Origin of the sequence: Geodermatophilus africanus, assembly GCF_900107105.1 — a bacterium.
GTDB lineage: Bacteria > Actinomycetota > Actinomycetes > Mycobacteriales > Geodermatophilaceae > Geodermatophilus > Geodermatophilus africanus.
In genome coordinates this window covers 478,611-494,881 of record NZ_FNOT01000002.1, presented here as the reverse complement: position 1 = coordinate 494,881, position 16,271 = coordinate 478,611, and the positions used below count along the sequence as shown (strand labels likewise).

Here is a 16,271-nt window from a genome sequence, read left to right as displayed (position 1 = left end):
CGGCGCGGAGCAGCCGGGAGGGGCCGCGCGTCCACGGACGGGCCGATGTGGATGGTCGGGGACCATGTGCTGCTCACCGGGACCCCGCAGCCGAGGTTCGAGCGCGCCACGGTCGCCGACGGCGGAGGTCCACCGCCCGGCGCGGGCCGGGAGCGAGGGGCCTCGGCGCTCCCCCGCTTCGCGGAGCTCGCGCCCCGTGTGGAGATCACCACGCCGCTGGTCAACGGCGCGGTCGCCGCGCGGATCGACACGGGCGGCGATTTCGACACAGCGGTCGCCTTCGTCGTCGAGGACGGGCGGATCACCCGCGTGTACGCGATGCGGGACCCGCACGAGCTGGGCCGGCTCGACGAGGTGGCAGAGCTCCGGCGCTGACCGGCCGGCGCGGCGTGGATGCGCTACAGCCCCCGGCGGTGCAGCAGGTAGCCGAGGGCCGCGACGGCCGGCACGAGGGTCGCGGGAACCAGGTTGAGCGGCACGCCGGCCACGCGCGGCAGGTGCCCGGGCTCGTCCTCGACCGCGGTGCCGGGCGTGGCCAGCGCGCCGAAGAACGGCGCCCACGCGACCGCGGGCAGGAGCGCAGCGGTCGTGGCCGCCAGTTCCTGCTCGGCGGTGGAGGACGCCGGTCGCCACAGCAGCCACAGCGCGAGCAGTTGGGCGCCGGCGACCGTGCCCCAGCCGGCGGCGCCGTGGAACCGGGCGTGCGGGGGCCAGTCCGGGTTGAACACGTGGGTGGCGTTCAGGTCCGCCCGGGCCGTGCCCACGATCGTGCCGACCGCGGCGCCGGTCAGCACCAGCCGACTCGTCCTCATCGCTCCCCCTTGCTCCGCGTCGCCACCCCCGGGGCGAGGGCTGCGGGCGCGGCCTCCGATGCTGCCTTCATCGTGGCCCACCACGGGCGGGGACGACGCGGGCCGGCTGCCGGTGCCGCGCCCCGCCGAGGAGCGACGGCCTGCTGCATCAGCGTCGGCGCTGCCGGACCGGGAGACCAGGGGGCGGGCGGACCCACACGCAGATGCGGACAGGTGGGACGCGCACCCCTCCTCGGGGAGACGGTGAGCCGGCGTCGGCTCACCGGGGGACGTGGCGGCGTACGCGGTCAGCGTCGACTGTTCGGCTCGACGGCTCCTCCTGGACCGACTGCGGACTCGGCGGCTCTGCCGGACGTCACGGCCCAGTGCCGCGCCAGGCGCTCACTCGTCCCGCATGGGCCAGGGCCGACGTGGGGTCCGACCCTTCAGTCGCTGGGCGCCCTGAAGTCCCTCAGCGTCGCCGCGGCCGGCCCGACGGCGGCGAACGACACGGCGAGCTCGAACACCGCCACACCCCCGGCCGGGAACCCGGACTCGACCCCACGTCGCGCCACCGGGTCGCTGCGACCGTCGTCGAGGACGCCCGCCAGCTCACCGATCGAGGGGTTGTGCCCGACGACGGCCACCGACAGCACGTCGTCCGGGGTCTCCCGGATCGCCGCGAGCAGCGCGTCGACGGTGTTGTCGTGGATCCGCGCGTCGCCGATCGGCTGCACTGCCGATGGCAGTGCGCCGCCGGCCTGTTCCCAGGTCTGTACCGCGCGGCGGGCAGGGGACACCAGCACCCGGTCAGGCATCAGCCCGGCGTGCTCCAGCCAGGCCCCGAGCGCCGCGGCCTGCTGCACGCCTTCCGCAGTCAGTGGCCGCTCCAGGTCGACCGGGCCGCCGGCGGCCCTGGCATGGCGGATGAGCAGGAGTCGACGCGGCCGCACCAGCCGAGTCTGGCACCCATCCGCGCGTCGCTCAGCCGGTGACATGGCGCCACGCGTCAGAGCCTCGGCCGCAGAGCGCGGCCCTCCGGCGTCCATCGACACTGCGATGCCGAGGATCGACGCGAGCTCAGCCGCCGCCTTCCCAGCTACACCCCCGTCGAGCGACAGGATCTCCGCCGGCCCGGCGGTCGGCGAGCTGACGCGGCCGGCCACCCGGGTCGAAGCGGAGGCGCACCTGGCGGCCGCGGCGTACCTGCTGCACCGGTCGGGACACAGCGCGCTCGTCGTCACGGCCGACGACACCGGCGACCCCCTCGCTCTCCTCAGCGCCACCGACGTCAGCCGCGCGGTCGCCGAGGGCCGGGATCTCGAGTCCACCCGTGTCCGCCAGGTCGTCACCGGACCACCGCAGCAGGTGGCGGCCGACCTCCCTGCTCGCGACGCGGCTCGCCTCATGCTGTTGCACAGGGTCATGCAGCTCGTCGTGAGCAGGGACGACCGGGTGCTCGGGATCGCGGACCTCGCCGACGTGTGCCGGGCGGTGCTCGCGTCGGAAGAGGCCGCGGTCCTCCCACCTCGGTCGGCCGCCGGCCCGTTCGCGCCCTGACGGGAGGGCCCGTGGACGCCGAACCCCTCGGTCAGGTGGTCCGTCGCCTCCGCCTCGAGGCCGACCTCACCCTGGAGGGGCTGTCGGAGGCATCGGGGATCAGCGCTCGTGCCCTGAGCGACATCGAGCGGGGAGCCGCGCGGGCCCCTCAGCACCGGACGGTGCTCGCGATCGTGCGGACCCTGGACCTGCCCGAGGCCGACCGTGCGGCGATGGTCCGGGCGGCACGGGACGGGCGTCGCCGACCCCGACGCGAGCTGCCCTGGCGACTCCCGCTCCCCCGGGACACCGCGGACTTCACCGGCCGCGGAGCGGAGCTGGCGTCGATCACGGCGGCGTTGACGGGATCCCGGGCCGCCCGGTCGCCGCTGGTGGTCGTGACCGGTCCCCCGGGCTACGGCAAGACCAGCGTGGCGGTCCGGGCAGCGGCCCGGCTGCGGAGCGCGATCCCGGACCAGCTCTTCGTCGACCTGGGCGGTGTGACGCACGAGCCGCCGTCGCCGCGAGCCGTCGCGGGCCGCGTGCTGGGCGCGCTCCTCGGCCGGGAGAGCACGGGTGAGGACCCGGGGTGCGTGCGGCAGCTGCTGGCCGATCGTCCCCACCTGGTGGTCCTGGACGACGCCGCCGGTGAATCGCAGATCCGGGCGCTGCGGCCGACGACGGGCCCGACCGCCGTCCTGGTCACCAGCAGACGGTCGTTGGCCGGGCTCGAGGAGGCCGGGCGTGTCCCGCTGGACCGGCTGCCGAGCGCGGACGCCCAGCAGGTGCTGGCCGCGATCATCCCGGCCGAGCAGGCCGGGGAGACGGACCTGGCCCGGTTGGCACGGCTGTGCGACCACGTCCCCCTGGCGCTGCGCATCGCGGGCAACCGGGTGGCCAGCAGACCCGGGTGGACGGCGGCCGGGCTGGTGGAACGCCTGGCGGTGCGGGAGCACCGCCTGGACGCGCTGACCGCCGGGGACCTGCAGATCCGGGCGGCCATCAGGTCGTCCGTCGACCAGCTCGGACCGTCCACCCAGCAACTCTTCCGGCGGCTGGCGCTCATCGAGGACCCGACGTTCACGGCCGGTCTCGCCGCTGCGCTGGTGGGGGAGCCGCGATGGCGCGCGGAGGACATGCTCGACGAGCTCGCCGACCTGAACCTCGTCCAGCTCGCACCCGGCGACCGCTACGCCCTCCGCGGTCTCCTCCGGCTTTACGCCGAGGCGGACCTCGCCGCGCACGAGCCACGGGCGGCTCGTGCGGCGGCGCGCGCGGCTGCGGACCAGTGGCGAGGCACCACATCGAGCTCCCCGGGACAGTCGGGTGTGGCTACCCGCCGGGAAGGCCGGCACGTCCCGTCCCCGAGGCCCTCCGGCCGCCTCGCGCATCGACACGGGAGGCGGCACCGTGCGGCACGCGGCTGAAGAGCAGGTGGCAGGCCTGGAAGACGAGGATCACCCACCCGGGGCTGCGCGACCCCGCTCAGGACGACGTCGACATCAGCGCGCTTCTCGAGCGGCTCGACTCGGTTACCGATCGTGCCAGGAGGATGCCGCGGTCACCTTGCCGAGCCGCGCTCTGTCCCAGCGACGGATTCCCCGCTGGCGAGCCCCGAGTTCGCCGAGGCGTCGCGCGCCTTCGGTACGGATGTCGTCTTGTGATCGCTCGAGGTGAACCGCTGGACGAAGTCGAGCGCCGTCTGGGCGACCTCGCGCCAGCCGTGGTCGATGGTGAGGGAGTGGCCTCGGTTCGGGAGCTTCACGATCTCCGTCACGCCCGGGTTGCGCCTCTGCCGCTTGTAGGCAGCGTTCGCGATCGCCCACGGCACCGTGTGGTCCTTCTCGCCCTCGATGATCAGCAGGGGCCCGCGATCGGGGTTCTTCGTGTCGACCTTCGCCTCCGTCCGCGGGTTGAGGTTCGCGTTGCCCATCTGCACGAGCGAGATCCCGGAGCCGGCGACGTGGTACCTGTCGTAGAGCTCCTTCGCTTCTTCCTCGTCCAGCTCGTTCGCCCAGCTGTACGTGAACTCGTCGAACGTGAGCGTGAGCGCGCGGCCGCGCGTGCGCGGGTTGATCAGGAACCGGCCTGCCGACCTGAGCGTGGCGGCCGGCAGGGGCAGGACGCCGCGGAAGATCCCGGGGTCGATCGCCACCGTGGCCGCCGCGAGGCCCCGGCCCGCGAGCATCTGCGCGAGCAGGCCCCCGGTCGAGTGCCCCATGATCACCGGCTTCCTGTCCAGGGCCTTGATGACGTCGGTGGTGTGATCGGCAACTTGCTTTAAGGTCTTTCCGGCGAGGACCTCCGGCTCCGCCCGAGCGGCTTCGATCGATTCCGGGTCGTCAGGCCAGTCCGGCGTCAGCGGCGCGTAGCCGACCTGCTCGAAGAACGCCACCCAGTTGGCCCAGCTGCTCGGCAGCAGCCAGAGGCCGTGGATGAGGACGACCGGGGTGTTGCCAGAGGCGTTGGCCGCCTCGATCTCCCGGCTCTCCCGCTCGGAGATTGACGCCATGACGAACTCTCCTTCGGTCGGGTGGCATCAGTTGCGGAGCACTAGAGGGTGCCGAAGGCCTTGCGAAGGACGTGGATGGCCTGCCAGCGCGGCGCCTGGAGACGGCAGCGCAACTCGGCGAGCGCGTCCTTCGGGCACAGCACGGCGAACGGGCGGACCGCACTGGCGGCCTGCTGGTCGACGATGGCCACGGCTGCTCTACCCCTCTGCTGGAACTCGGCGTGGGGGAAGTCGCAGACCGAGGCGGGGCAGCGTGCCTCACGAGCGGCCCGGGCACGGTCACGCCCTCCGGGACGACCGCAACCCTGGCCCCGGTCTCAGGGGGAGGCGCCAGGGCCCAAGGCCCCCGCCGGGCATGTCGGTACGGCGCGTGACGAGCTCGAGCCCCAGGACTCGGTGGCGCGCATCCTGCCCTTGGCCAGAACGGCCGAGACCTGCCGATCGCGATCCCCGTCGATCGACGGCCGTGTCCACGACCGCGACCTCGCTGCACTCGCCGCGGCACTGAGGACCGTCCTCGACGCCCACAGCCGACGCCCGTACGTGCGCGACCGGAGCTCCGCACAGGCCGCCTCGCCGCGAGATGGACTGGAGAAGGAGAGGCAGCCTGGTTGGCATGACGGCCGACCGCTCCCTGGTTGCGCGGCTCACCGCGCACTCGCTGAAGACGCCGTGCGGGCCGATGCGGGCGCAGCCGAGTCGTGCCGGACGCCATGGCCGCGCATACGGGTGACGAGCCGCCGGCGTGGGACCGGAACAGCGCTTCTCCCCGACGACCTGTCCTCGCGCCGATCCGTCCGGACCTCCTGCTGCGTCCCTCCGGCGGCATCTCCGCGGCGCCGCGGAGGCGCTGCGGAGGATCGAGCCGTACAACGGAGTGACGGCGTCATGCCGGTGCCGGGCAGCCGGTACGGGACGGCGGCCCCGTTCGTCCTGTCCCGTGCCGAGGCGCCTACCACCGAAGCGGCGCAGGTGACCTCCTCGGCCCCGCGTTCAGCCGCGCGGTGACGATCCAGTCCACGAAGAGCTGGTGACATAGGTCAGGGCGGTCGAGGTCGGCCCCGAGGACGGTGCAGCCGGCCCCTGCGAGTGGTCGCTCACCGGGGCGCGAGGCCCTGGTCGGCAATCCGTGGCATCGGCGTCACCAGGTCGCCAGAAACCGCCGACAGCACACGGTCGACGTAGTCCCGCAACGCGGCCTGCATTCCGACGTCCCGGCCGGCCGCCTCGGATAGGAACCACCGGCGCTCGAGGACCTCGTGGAAGATCTCGGCGGCGTCCAACCGGCTGCGCAGGTGCGCGGGGATGGCGGCGATCGTAGGCGCCGGCACGGCTACCACGACGCCATGCCAGGACCCCCTGGCTATGTCAGGGGAGTGGTCACGGGGCTGTGGCTCGCCAGCCAGCCACGGGACCCGACAGACGGGCGTCCTGATCGTGCCTGCCACGCCGGAGCCGGGGCGCACCCCGGACGGGCGAAGGGCGCCTCGTCCGCGGTGGCGGGACGAGGCGCCCTTCGGGTCTGCTGCGCCGGTCAGGCGATGGAGCGCACGTTGGACAGGTCGACGCCCGACTGCTTGTTCGCTGCGGCATCGGTGTCGACGATGGCACGCAGGAACAACCCGCCCTGCAGCTTGATCAGCGTCGAGGTCAGCGCCGCCAGGTAGCGGACGCCCACCCGCGGGTCGTAGACGGTGCGCGGCGTGACGTCCAACGCCGCCTGCTTGACCTTGGACGCCAGCTCGGCGGGACTGGGCTGGTAGAGCCAGGCCGGTCCGGCCGGGCCCTGCGGACCCTGCACGCCAGGCAGACCAGCCGGACCGGCCGGACCGGCCGGGCCCTGCACACCCTGCGGGCCCTGCAGGCCTCGGACACCAGGAGCACCCTGCTCGCCCGGCAGACCGGGCAGGCCCTGCACACCGGGCAGGCCCTTCTCGCCCTGTTCGCCGGTCTCGCCGATCACGCCGCGCGGGCCCTGGGCCCCGGGCAGGCCCTGCTCACCGCGGGGTCCCTGCGCACCCTGCTCACCGACAACACCGCGCGGGCCGGTCTCGCCGCGCAGTCCGGGCAGGCCCTGCGGGCCCTGCGGGCCCTGCTCGCCGGGGCGACCGGTGGAGCCGGGCAGACCCTGCTCACCCTGCGGACCGGTCTCCCCTTCGGGGCCCTGCTCGCCCTGCGGGCCGAGCTCGCCCTGAGGGCCCTGCTCGCCTCGCGGACCGATCGGTCCCTTCTCGCCGCGCTCACCGACCGGGCCGATCGGACCGGTCGGGCCCTTCTCACCCTTGTCCCCGGGCTCGCCAACGGGGCCGACCGGGCCCTTCTCACCCTTGTCACCCCGCTCGCCGACAGGGCCTACCGAGCCCTGGGGACCCCTGTCGCCGGGCTCGCCGGCGGGGCCGACCGGCCCGGTCGGGCCCTTCACCCCGCGGTCGCCCTCCTCGACGGTGACGTCGACGGGTACCGCAACGGTCTCGCTGCGTGTCGTGCTCTTCGACTGCGCCATGGCTGGAATGGCCTCTCATGTAGGCGGTCATGTAGCGGGCGGCGCTGGAGGATCAGCGACCCGCGGTCGGTATCCGACCCCGCGCCCTTGCGGAAACCCGGCCGATGCCGACGGCATCGTCCTCGGTCCGGCCCGTGGGCCAGTCATGACCGTGCCCCAACGCCAGTCGGCACAAGCGTCCGGCCCCCAGTGAGACCGCCCACAACGATGACCGGCTCGGGCCGACAGTCACGGACCGATCACTCGCCAGCGGGGGTGCCCGCGGTGAGCTCACCATCCGCTCTCGACCGAGCGGAGTCAGAGGGACCGGATCCGTGAGCGCACACCCCAGGCGACAGCGGGACTGCCGGCATCACGCGCGCCCCGCTGCGGCAGTGGCCCCTCCTTCGCGCGTTTGCCCAGGCCGGTGTCGGCGCATGGTCGTGACGGTGACCGGGGGGGACGGAGTCGCAGGGCGGCTTCACCGACCGGGACGGGGGCCGGCCCGCAGCCGAGAGCGTGGGTGAACGGCTGCTGGGTGCCCTGCTCGACCGGGTCCACCTGGTCCCACCCCGGCTGGTCGGCCAGCTCATCGCTCAGGAGGCGCGGATCGCGGGGGCAACCGACGTCAGCATCCACCTGCAGGACCTCGCACAGCAGACGCGGCGGCCGCTGCCCCGCACCGCTCGGGTGACGCGCCCCTGCTGGGGTGTAGCCGGACGGGCTCGGGAACCCACGGATGTCATCCGCTCGGTGACGGGCGAGGGCCGGGCGTGCTCGTACCGCTCAGGGCCAACGGCAGGCCGGGTCGACACTGCCGCTGGCCATGAGGTGTCAGCGGAGCGGGATCAGGTCCCGAGCGCTCCCGCTGACCGTGAGGGCGAGGCGACGACCGACCCGCAGCCCTTGATCGGCGAGGGAGTACGTCGCCTCGAGGAGGTCCTCGGGCCGGGTCACTGCCGCAGGGACGATGCTGCGGACGATCGTGGTGACGCTGCGGACGACGCCGGCGACAGCGTCCTCGTTGTTGCGTGTGGCCTCGGCCAGCTGACCACGTGCCTGCTCCTGCTGCTGACCGAGCAGCTGCGCCAGCAGCTCGGACCGGGCAGCAGTGAGCATCCGGCCGACCCGTGCGTCGTCGTCGCTGTGCGACCCGTTCTCCACGAGCTGACGTGCGACGTGCTGACGGACTTCCTGCGTCAGGTCGTCCTGCGCACGGGCCAGGTCGTGGAGCTCGACCGCCGACGGCGCAGCCTGGCTGCCCTCCGCGTTCCGGGAGCGTTCCGGCCCGCTGTCGCGGCCGTTAATCGCGGTGGAGTCGTTGGTGGTGGGGCCGGTCATCGGTGTCCTCCGGGGGTGGGGTTCGTGCGGGGACCCACCCAGCGTCCGTGCGACAGGTGAACCAGGACCGGGGTGCTGGTGCCGTAACCGCGAGCTGTGTCGGAACAACCGCCCACAGCGCACGTCGAACAGCACGTCGCCATGGCCCGCTGGTCGGCCGGCATCGACGGAGCGGGCCTCTCGGGTTCGGGCCGACGCCGGGGCGAGCCCGCCATCGAGGCCTGTGCCGGGGTGCGCGTCTCCGGCGTGCCCTCCGGCCGCAGCCCCGTGGTGGTGCTGGCGTACGCCCTCAGCTCGCCTTGCGAGCGCCGCGCAGCGCCCAGAGCGACTCCAGGGTCAGCGACAGCAGGTCGGTGAACCGCACCAGTGCGGCTTCGTCCGCAGCGGTGTAGTCCCCGGCGTAGCGGTCGGACAGCTGCAGCAGTCCCCAGCAGACGTCCTCGGAGTCCAGCAGAGGTGCCGCGAGCCAACCGCGCATCGGCGGGTGCCGGCCGGCCTCGTGCCCGGACCCGAGCCACGCCGGGTGCGACTCGAGCTCGGCCTGGGTCAGCCGGACCGGCCGCCGCTGGTCGAGCAGCCACCGATGGCTCCCCACGCCGACGGCCGGGTCCGGTAGGTGGACCAGGCGGCGTACTTGGGTGAGAGGGAGAAGAACTTGCGGACGCTGCTCCAGTCGCCGTGCACGACGATCGCGGCGGCTGACTGGTGGGACGGGACCAGGCGGCGCAGCAGCTCGACGGCGTCCTGCAGTGCCCGGTTCGCCCCGGCGGCGAACTCCTCGTCCACAGCGTCGGGGTCCGGCATGAGCGGGTTGGACGTGGCCCCGACGACCGCGTTCAGGTACACGTCGGCGTAGTCGTCGATGTCCCCCTCTCCGGTCCCGCCACCTCGGCCCCTCCTCAGCTGCGTCCGGACCACGCCAGTCGATGCGGACGAGCGTGGTCAGCAGACGACGGCGCGTCCAATGCCCTCTGCCAGAACCGGACGGCATGAGCACGGGCATGGTGGGACGGGAACACCCGTCCTTCGGTCGGCGCTCCGTCGGCATGACCACCATCGGACTGATCGGCAGCGGCAACATCGGCAGCACCCTCGCCCGCCTGGCGGTGGATCACGGACACCAAGTGGTGCTGTCCAACTCCCGCGGACCCCAGACGCTCGACGCCCTGGTCGCCGAGCTGGGACCCGGAGCCCGAGCGGACACGGCCGCAGGCGCGGCAGCAGCAGGCGACGTCGTGGTCGTGACGATCCCGCTGGGCAACTACCGGCAGGTGCCGGTCGAGCCCCTGCGCGGCAAGGTCGTCGTGGACACCAACAACTACTACCCGCAGCGCGACGGGCGGATCGCCGAGCTCGACGACGAGCGCACCACGAGCTCGGAGCTGCTGCAGGCGCACCTGCCGGGGTCCCGCGTGGTCAAGGCGTTCAACCACATCCGGGCCGCCCACCTCGCGGACCAGGGGAAGCCGGCGGGCACGCCCGGCCGCCCCGCCCTCGCCATCGCCGGGGACGACGACGAGGCCAAGGCCACCGTCGCCTCCCTCATCAACCAATTCGGGTTCGACGTGGTCGATCTCGGCCCGCTCGCCGAGGGCTGGCGGGTCCAGCCCGACACCCGCGGCTACGGCCCCCAGCTCGATGCGGGGGGACTGCGCCAGGCCGCTGCCGACGCCAGGCGTTTCGGCGACACGGCCTGACCACACGGCCTCCCACGGCGTCCTCGAGCGTCAAGAGCATCCGGGACCCGCTGGACGCCGAAGAGACGGCACACCGGCCGAGCGGAGTGAGCATGCCGAGCCCGTAGAGGGGCGAGAGGTCCTGGTAGAGGCGGACCGAGACGACCCTCCCGTCGTCGTCGCGGCTGGTCCACGCGGTGGCGCGCACGGTGGTCCGGCGCCCGTCGCCGGTGTCGTAGTGGTTCAGCGCTTCCAGGACGAAGCGGCGGTCGTCGCCGTAGATGTTGAGGGGCTCGTGCAACAGCCGGTACCCCATCGCCGGTCACCGATCCCCAGAACTCGCCGAGGCCCTTCCTGGCCGCGTCGATGCCCTGCAGGGGAGCGTCGTTGTCGAACTGGATGCTGACCTCGGGTGACAGGTACGAGGAGTACGCGTCGAGGTCGTAGGCATCCAGTGCGGTCAGGTACCGCTGGTACCAGTCCCAGCCGGCCTCGCTGAGCTGGTTGACGCGGAGTCCGCTCAGGTCCATGACCCGTCCCCTCGACCACACGGCCGTGTCGCCGCCTCCGACGAGCCTGCTCGCGCAGCCGGGACCCGGGGAAGACCGGCCCGATGCTCATTCGGACGTCTCCCATAACCAGGCTCATGGGCTGCCCCGGTCCGGCACCCCCGCTCACGGGCGACGGCCGTCCGTCACGACCGTCCTACCCGCCCGCCTCCGCCGTGCCCCCACCTACCCAGTCCTTCCCCACCGCGGAGCGCTGCCGCACGGCATCCGGGGCTCAGGCCGGCGGTGCTCCGTCGGCGACCTCCGCCACCGCGTCGACGGTCGGCCCGATGAGGGCCCCGGAAGCGGCGGCCGAGGAGCACCGACCACAGGCCCCCGAGCTGGCCGGAGCAGGTGACGAGGTGCTCGACCGGCGCGGGTGTCCCGCTCCCGAGCGTGCGGGTCAGGGTCATCGCTGCCGCGGGAGGCGGACCTCGACCACGACGCGCTGCCGGAGGGTCACCTCCCGCACCACGAACCTCGAGCGGCGGCCGTCGCGTCCGGTGATCACTCTCCCCACACCCACACCACGAACGGGCCGTCCAGTTCGGCGCTGCGCAGGCCGCGGTCCCAGGTCCCCCCACGTCGCGGGCTCGGTGCACCGCCGCCAGACACCGTCCGGTCCGCCGTCGTCGTGACCGCGGCGAACCCACGCCGCAGGTCCCGGGTCTGCGCCACGACGCCCTCCCTGACGCTGCCGACCTCGTCGTCCGTCCTTCCACGGCGAGTGCTGCGACGGATGCACCACCGGACCCGTGGACGGGCGCGACGACGGGTCCCAGGGGCACGTCGCAGAGGCGACCCCCACAGCCCCGCGCCTGCTGCTGCCGCGTGAGGCAGCATGACGGGATGTCCGCGCGCACCCACCTGGTCCTCGGCGGCGGTGCTGCGATGGGTGCCTTCCAGGCGGGCGCGCTGCTGGCGCTCTTCGAGGCCGGGCTGCAGGTGGACCTGCTGCACGGCAGCTCCGTCGGTGCCTTGAACGCGGCCTTCCTGGCCGTGCGACCCGATCTCGAGCAGGGCCGGGAGCTGGCCCGGTGGTGGGGCGAGCCCTCGATGGCGACGGTGCTGCGGCCCGGCTGGCTGCCGCGGCTCCGTGGCCTGACGGGCTCCGTGCGGCGCGGCGGCGCCCTCGTCGACGCCCGTCCCCTGCGCCACCTGATCGAGCGTCACGTGCCCGCGCGGCGCCTCTCGGACCTGGCCGTGCCGGTCACCGTGACGACGACCTGCCTGGACTGCGGTACCGCGCGGCACCACGACGAGGGCGGCCTCGCCGACGTGGTGCTCGCAAGCTGCGCGCTGCCGGGGATCTTCCGGCCGGTCCGGCTGCCGGACGGTCATCTGCACGTCGACGGCGGCATCCTCGACGGCGTCCCGATCAGCGCCGCGCTGGAGGTGGCTGCGCCGGCGGACCGCATCCTCGTCCTCGACTGCGGCCTGGCGCCGGTCACCGGGCGGGTGGACGTCTGCGCCGCCGCCTCCGACGTCCTTGCCGGCCAGGCCTGCGGGGTACCGGTCCAGCCGGGCCTGCCGCCCTACGTGGCGCCGGTGGAGAGCAGCGTCGGCGCGCTGGACACGGTGCTGCGGGCCTTCACGGTGGCGCGCGCCGCGGCCAACCGGGCCGCCGTGCGCGAGGCGCTGGACGACCCCCGGGTGCACGTGGTGCCGCACGTCGCCGACGCGTGGGCGGCCGGGCTGCTGGAGGTGCTGCCGACCGGGCCACGCGACGTCAGCCGGTCGGCGGACCTGCTGCGGGCCGGACGGGCGGTCACCGAGCGGTGGCTGGCGGGGCAGTCCTGGATGGGGTCAGCAGCGACGGAGCACCGCTGAGGCGATCGGTCCCCCGAGCTCCCGGACGTGGCGCGCCGCGTAGGGCAGGCCGTGCCGGACCGCCCACCAGCCGCGAGCGCGGCGCGAGGAGCCGCGCGGCTCGACGACCTCGCCGATGGGTCTCCCGGGCTGACGTCCGGCGCCACGCAGGGCCTCCATGGCAGCGGCGGCCATCCCGTGGTGTCCGGCCGGGCTGGGGTGGACGCGGTCGACCGACCAACCGCCCGGCCGGGCCAGCACAGGGACGAGACGGAGGTCGAGCACGCGCACACCCGACGAGCGGGCGGCCTCGTCGACGGCGGCGTTGACCTCCTCGATCCGCCTCCGGGTGGCCTGCGCCACCCGGGCCGGCAGCGGGAGCAGCGCTCCCGCGTCGTGCAGGCGGCCGAGCAGGACGTCGTCGGCCCGGCTGCGCAGCGCTGCCACCGTCTCCAGGATCTCGGCCCCGACGGCCGCCGCGTCGAAGCCGGACCGGGCGACGTCGTTCAGCCCGACCAGGAGCGTGGCGATGTCGGCCCCGCCCGGTACCAGGGGGAGCTGACCGGTACGGACGTCGGCGACCCGCGCACCGGGAACCGCGAGCCGCACCAGTCGTCCGGCGGGGAGGGCGCGGGCCAGCAACGCTACCCAGGTGTCCTCCGGCCGGACCCGGACGCCGACCCCTTCCCCACAGGTGAGGCTGTCCCCCAGGGCTACGACGACGGTCACGCGGCGCGCGTCCTTCCGGACTCGTGCACGGCGAGGAAGCCGCGCACGGTGTGCGGCCAGGAGAACTCCTCCGCCCGGTCGCGGGCGGCCGCCCTGCGGGACGCCTCGGGTGTGGCGAGCAGGTCCTGTACCGCGTCGGCGAACGCCGCACCGTCACCCGTGGCCGACCGGCCGGCGTGCGGCCCGAGAACACCGGGGAGCGCGGACCGGGAGTCCGCCACGACCGGCGTCCCGCAGGCCAGTGCCTCGAGTGCGGCCAGGCCGAAGGTCTCGATCGGGCCGGGAGCGAGGACGACGTCGGCGCCGGCGAGCAGGCCCGCCAGGCGGGCTCGGTCGGCGACAAAACCGAGCCACTCGACCGGCAGGTCCCGCGCGGCTGCCTGCAGTCGCGGCCGGAGCGGACCGTCGCCGGCGACCACCAGCCGGGCTGCCACCCCACGCCCGAGCAGCGTGCGCAGCGTGGCGACCGCCACCTCCGGGCGCTTCTCGCGGGACAGGCGGCTGGCCAGGACCAGCACCACGTCCCGCGGTGAACGGCTCGCCTCAGCGCGCCGCTCGGTCCTGACGCGGAAGGTGGTGGTGTCGACGGCGAGCGGGACCAGCGCCAGGTTGGGGACGGAGAGTCGCCGGAACTCCTCCGCCGCCCAGGCCGTGGTGCACACGACGGTGCCGAAGTCCCGGGCGAGGGCCGCGTTGGAGTGGTCGGCCAGCGGCGTGAGGGGGAGTCGTGCGGGCAGCCACTGGCCGAGCCAGCGGTCCAGCCGTTCGTGGCTCACGACGAGCGACGGAACCCCGCGAGCGCGGGCCCACCGGCCCAGGCCGCGCAGCGTCGTCCGGTCGTGCACCTCCAGGACGGTGGGGCCGACCCGCTCGAGTGCCCGCCGCACGCGGTTGCGGTCGAGCAGGAGGCGGTAGCCGGTGGACCCGAGGGCCGGCGACCGCAGCCCGACCTGCCGGCCCCAGGGGGTCTCGATCTCGCCGTCGACGGCTGCCGGCAGCACCTGCACCACCTCGTGGCCGTGCCCGGCGTACCCCTCGGCCAGGTGGCGCAGCGTGGTGCGCAGGCCGCCCGACGTCGGGGACAGGAAGTTCGCGACCTGGACGATCCTCACGCCGCGGCCCGCCGGTGCGGGGTCCGCGCTTCGGCGACGACGTCGCGGTAGTGCCGGACGAGCTCCTGCCCGACGGCCTCCCAGGTGCGCCCCTCGACCGAGCGCCGGGTCCCCTCCCCCATCCGCCGGCGCAGCGCGGGCTGGTGCTGCAGGGTGCGCACGCACGCGACCAGCTCCTCGGCTGAACCCGGTGCGAACAACAGGCCGTTCTCCTCGTGCTGCACCAGGTCGAGCAGCCCGCCGGCGGCGGGCGCCACCACCGGGACCCCGCTGGCCAGGGCCTCCTGGGCGGCCTGGCAGAACGTCTCGTGCGGGCCCGTGTGCACGAAGACGTCGAGGGAGGCGAACGCCCCCGCCAGGCGGTCGCCGGTCAGCACCCCCGTGAACAGGGCCCGGTCCAGCTGGCGCTCCAGCTGGCGGCGCTGCGGGCCGTCCCCGACCATCACGAGCCGGACGCCGGGCAGCTCCTGAACGGCGGTGAGCAGACCCAGGTCCTTCTCGTGCGCCAGCCGTCCCACGTAGCCGACGACCAGCTGCCCGCCGGGCGCCCACGCCGCCCGCAGGGACTCGTCGCGGCGGTCCGGCCGGAACCGCTCGACGTCGACCCCGCGGCCCCAGCGGACGACGCGGTCGATCCCGTGTGCCTGGAGCTGGCGAACCGCGGCCCGGCTGGGAGCCAGGGTCCGCGCTGCGGCCGTGTGCACCCTGACCAGCCGACGCCACACCATCGCCTCGGCCAGGCCCAGCCGGTAGCGGCCGGCGTAGGCGGCCAGGTCCGTCTGGTACACCGCCACGCAGGGGATCCCGAGCTCCGCGGCCGCGGTCGCGCCCTGCGCGCCGAGGACCGCCGGGGACGCCAGATGCACGACGTCCGGGTCGAACTCGTGCAGGGTCGCCGTCATGGCCGGGAACGGCAGCGCCACCCGGAAGTCCCGGTAACCCGGCACGGGGCAGGACGGCGTCCGGACGACCGGCACACCTGACCACTCGGCCGGACCGGGGCCCGGGGCGATGACCAGGGCCTCGTGGCCGTGCCGGGTGAGCTGCTCGCAGACCCGCAGGACGGAGTTCGTGACGCCGTTGACCTGAGGGAGGAAGGACTCGCTGATGATCGCCACGCGCACGAGGGGCAGCCTCCCCGCACCCGGTTGCCACCCCGTGGGACTACGGGCAGCGGGTGGCTGAACCTGTTGCGAAATGGCGGCGACCCGGCGGGGAACGGCGTCCCCGAGCGCCTGTCCGCGACGGTCGGCCCCGCCTAGCCGTCGACGCTCCTCCGCCGGAGCTGCTCGGCCGCGGCCCGCTCGACGAGCAACGGCATGAACTCGCGGATCGGCCGGCCGTCCAGCCGCTGCCGCTCTGCCCGCACGACCCCGGACACGACCTCGGCAGGCACCTCGGGGAACCGGTCCGTCAGCCGGCGCAGGACCTCGTCGAGGGCCCGGACCTCGTCGTCGGCGTGCCGCGACATGTCGCTCCGTTCGTTCGAGGCGCGTGCAACGTTCCGAGCGTCCGGGGCGTCGTCCGACCTCGCGCCGGACGTGGTCGCGCTCGATCGTTCGTAGAGTTGGCCGCTGTCCTCGTGCGCGCGGCTGGAGGCACCCGGTCCTCCTCTGTCAAGCGGCGAGAGCATGGCAAGGTGTCGAGAGCATGGGTCCGGGCCGCTCGAGGCGGAAGCTCCCGGCGGGTGCGCTTGGACGCTGCGTCACCGGACGCATCCGTTCCACCCGCA

Annotated in this window: 19 protein-coding genes; 5 read left to right on the top strand and 14 right to left on the bottom strand. The window is 74.3% G+C overall.

Going from position 1 to position 16,271, the window contains the following annotated elements:
* Positions 1–51 precede the first annotated feature (51 nt).
* Positions 52–375 (top strand): hypothetical protein, encoded by a 324-nt coding sequence (locus BLW63_RS05045; RefSeq protein ID WP_139263480.1) that lies wholly within the window; start codon positions 52–54, stop codon positions 373–375.
* Between the two features lie 23 nt (positions 376–398).
* Here BLW63_RS05045 and BLW63_RS05040 read toward each other — a convergent pair whose 3' ends face one another.
* Positions 399–812: a DUF6640 family protein gene (locus tag BLW63_RS05040; protein WP_139263479.1), complete on the bottom strand. Its 414-nt coding sequence runs from the start codon at positions 810–812 to the stop codon at positions 399–401.
* A gap of 425 nt (positions 813–1,237) precedes the next feature.
* Positions 1,238–1,744 carry a SixA phosphatase family protein gene (locus tag BLW63_RS05035; RefSeq protein ID WP_244522361.1) on the bottom strand — a complete coding sequence of 169 codons (507 nt, stop codon included), beginning with the start codon at positions 1,742–1,744 and terminating at the stop codon, positions 1,238–1,240.
* A 106-nt stretch (positions 1,745–1,850) separates the two neighbouring features.
* On the opposite strand from BLW63_RS05035, the gene BLW63_RS05030 reads away from it, so the two are divergent.
* Both BLW63_RS05030 and BLW63_RS05025 read left to right on the top strand, forming a co-directional pair.
* Positions 1,851–2,351 carry a CBS domain-containing protein gene (locus BLW63_RS05030; RefSeq protein ID WP_091152065.1) on the top strand — a complete coding sequence of 167 codons (501 nt, stop codon included), beginning with the start codon at positions 1,851–1,853 and terminating at the stop codon, positions 2,349–2,351.
* Positions 2,352–2,362: 11 nt separating this feature from the next.
* Positions 2,363–3,757: a helix-turn-helix domain-containing protein gene (locus tag BLW63_RS05025; RefSeq protein WP_170856647.1), complete on the top strand. Its 1,395-nt coding sequence runs from the start codon at positions 2,363–2,365 to the stop codon at positions 3,755–3,757.
* Positions 3,758–3,891: 134 nt separating this feature from the next.
* On the opposite strand, the gene BLW63_RS05020 is transcribed toward BLW63_RS05025, so the two are convergent.
* The 7 genes from BLW63_RS05020 to BLW63_RS04990 form a co-directional block, all read right to left on the bottom strand.
* A complete protein-coding gene (locus BLW63_RS05020; protein ID WP_091152060.1) occupies positions 3,892–4,842 on the bottom strand; it encodes an alpha/beta hydrolase in 951 nt (316 codons plus the stop codon).
* Between the two features lie 41 nt (positions 4,843–4,883).
* Positions 4,884–5,033: a hypothetical protein gene (locus tag BLW63_RS26675; protein ID WP_170856646.1), complete on the bottom strand. Its 150-nt coding sequence runs from the start codon at positions 5,031–5,033 to the stop codon at positions 4,884–4,886.
* A gap of 906 nt (positions 5,034–5,939) precedes the next feature.
* Positions 5,940–6,173, bottom strand: coding sequence for a DUF4032 domain-containing protein (locus BLW63_RS26045; RefSeq protein ID WP_244522360.1), 234 nt, complete (start codon positions 6,171–6,173; stop codon positions 5,940–5,942).
* A gap of 203 nt (positions 6,174–6,376) precedes the next feature.
* Positions 6,377–7,345, bottom strand: coding sequence for a collagen-like domain-containing protein (locus BLW63_RS28480; RefSeq protein WP_091152055.1), 969 nt, complete (start codon positions 7,343–7,345; stop codon positions 6,377–6,379).
* 813 nt (positions 7,346–8,158) lie between these two features.
* On the bottom strand, positions 8,159–8,665 hold the full coding sequence (locus BLW63_RS26040; protein WP_139263477.1) for a hypothetical protein: 507 nt from the start codon (positions 8,663–8,665) through the stop codon (positions 8,159–8,161).
* Between the two features lie 289 nt (positions 8,666–8,954).
* Positions 8,955–9,260, bottom strand: coding sequence for a GAF domain-containing protein (locus BLW63_RS28755; RefSeq protein ID WP_091152053.1), 306 nt, complete (start codon positions 9,258–9,260; stop codon positions 8,955–8,957).
* Positions 9,212–9,583, bottom strand: a complete 372-nt coding sequence (locus BLW63_RS04990) for a hypothetical protein (protein WP_139263475.1) — start codon at positions 9,581–9,583, stop codon at positions 9,212–9,214. Before BLW63_RS04990 ends, BLW63_RS28755 begins: the two co-directional genes overlap by 49 nt.
* 128 nt (positions 9,584–9,711) lie before the next feature.
* Here BLW63_RS04990 and BLW63_RS04985 point away from each other — a divergent pair, with 128 nt between their 5' ends.
* Positions 9,712–10,362: an NADPH-dependent F420 reductase gene (locus tag BLW63_RS04985; RefSeq protein ID WP_091152283.1), complete on the top strand. Its 651-nt coding sequence runs from the start codon at positions 9,712–9,714 to the stop codon at positions 10,360–10,362.
* A 1,034-nt stretch (positions 10,363–11,396) separates the two neighbouring features.
* On the opposite strand, the gene BLW63_RS26670 is transcribed toward BLW63_RS04985, so the two are convergent.
* On the bottom strand, positions 11,397–11,567 hold the full coding sequence (locus tag BLW63_RS26670) for a hypothetical protein (protein WP_170856645.1): 171 nt from the start codon (positions 11,565–11,567) through the stop codon (positions 11,397–11,399).
* 171 nt (positions 11,568–11,738) lie between these two features.
* Between BLW63_RS26670 and BLW63_RS04980 the strand changes: the two genes are divergently transcribed.
* On the top strand, positions 11,739–12,719 hold the full coding sequence (locus BLW63_RS04980; protein ID WP_091152049.1) for a patatin-like phospholipase family protein: 981 nt from the start codon (positions 11,739–11,741) through the stop codon (positions 12,717–12,719).
* Here the strand turns inward: BLW63_RS04980 and BLW63_RS04975 are convergent.
* From BLW63_RS04975 to BLW63_RS04960, 4 genes are all read right to left on the bottom strand, one after another.
* A complete protein-coding gene (locus BLW63_RS04975; protein ID WP_091152047.1) occupies positions 12,696–13,427 on the bottom strand; it encodes a GDSL-type esterase/lipase family protein in 732 nt (243 codons plus the stop codon). The two genes, BLW63_RS04980 and BLW63_RS04975, sit on opposite strands and share 24 nt — an antisense overlap.
* Positions 13,424–14,539, bottom strand: a complete 1,116-nt coding sequence (locus tag BLW63_RS04970) for a glycosyltransferase (RefSeq protein WP_091152045.1) — start codon at positions 14,537–14,539, stop codon at positions 13,424–13,426. The genes BLW63_RS04975 and BLW63_RS04970 overlap by 4 nt, the downstream gene beginning before the upstream one ends.
* A complete protein-coding gene (locus BLW63_RS04965) occupies positions 14,536–15,663 on the bottom strand; it encodes a glycosyltransferase family 4 protein (protein WP_211517003.1) in 1,128 nt (375 codons plus the stop codon). Before BLW63_RS04965 ends, BLW63_RS04970 begins: the two co-directional genes overlap by 4 nt.
* 134 nt (positions 15,664–15,797) lie before the next feature.
* The gene (locus tag BLW63_RS04960; protein ID WP_091152043.1) at positions 15,798–16,010 is read right to left on the bottom strand and encodes a three-helix bundle dimerization domain-containing protein; all 213 of its coding nucleotides are present in this window, start codon (positions 16,008–16,010) and stop codon (positions 15,798–15,800) included.
* Positions 16,011–16,271: the final 261 nt, after the last annotated feature.

Coding starts and splice junctions, on each gene's coding strand:
- BLW63_RS05045 (WP_139263480.1), top strand. CDS start 52: ATGGTCGGGGACCATGTGCTGCTCACCGGGACCCCGCAGCCGAGGTTC.
- BLW63_RS05040 (WP_139263479.1), bottom strand. CDS start 812: ATGAGGACGAGTCGGCTGGTGCTGACCGGCGCCGCGGTCGGCACGATC.
- BLW63_RS05030 (WP_091152065.1), top strand. CDS start 1,851: ATGCCGAGGATCGACGCGAGCTCAGCCGCCGCCTTCCCAGCTACACCC.
- BLW63_RS05020 (WP_091152060.1), bottom strand. CDS start 4,842: ATGGCGTCAATCTCCGAGCGGGAGAGCCGGGAGATCGAGGCGGCCAAC.
- BLW63_RS28480 (WP_091152055.1), bottom strand. CDS start 7,345: ATGGCGCAGTCGAAGAGCACGACACGCAGCGAGACCGTTGCGGTACCC.
- BLW63_RS26040 (WP_139263477.1), bottom strand. CDS start 8,665: ATGACCGGCCCCACCACCAACGACTCCACCGCGATTAACGGCCGCGAC.
- BLW63_RS04985 (WP_091152283.1), top strand. CDS start 9,712: ATGACCACCATCGGACTGATCGGCAGCGGCAACATCGGCAGCACCCTC.
- BLW63_RS04980 (WP_091152049.1), top strand. CDS start 11,739: ATGTCCGCGCGCACCCACCTGGTCCTCGGCGGCGGTGCTGCGATGGGT.
- BLW63_RS04960 (WP_091152043.1), bottom strand. CDS start 16,010: ATGTCGCGGCACGCCGACGACGAGGTCCGGGCCCTCGACGAGGTCCTG.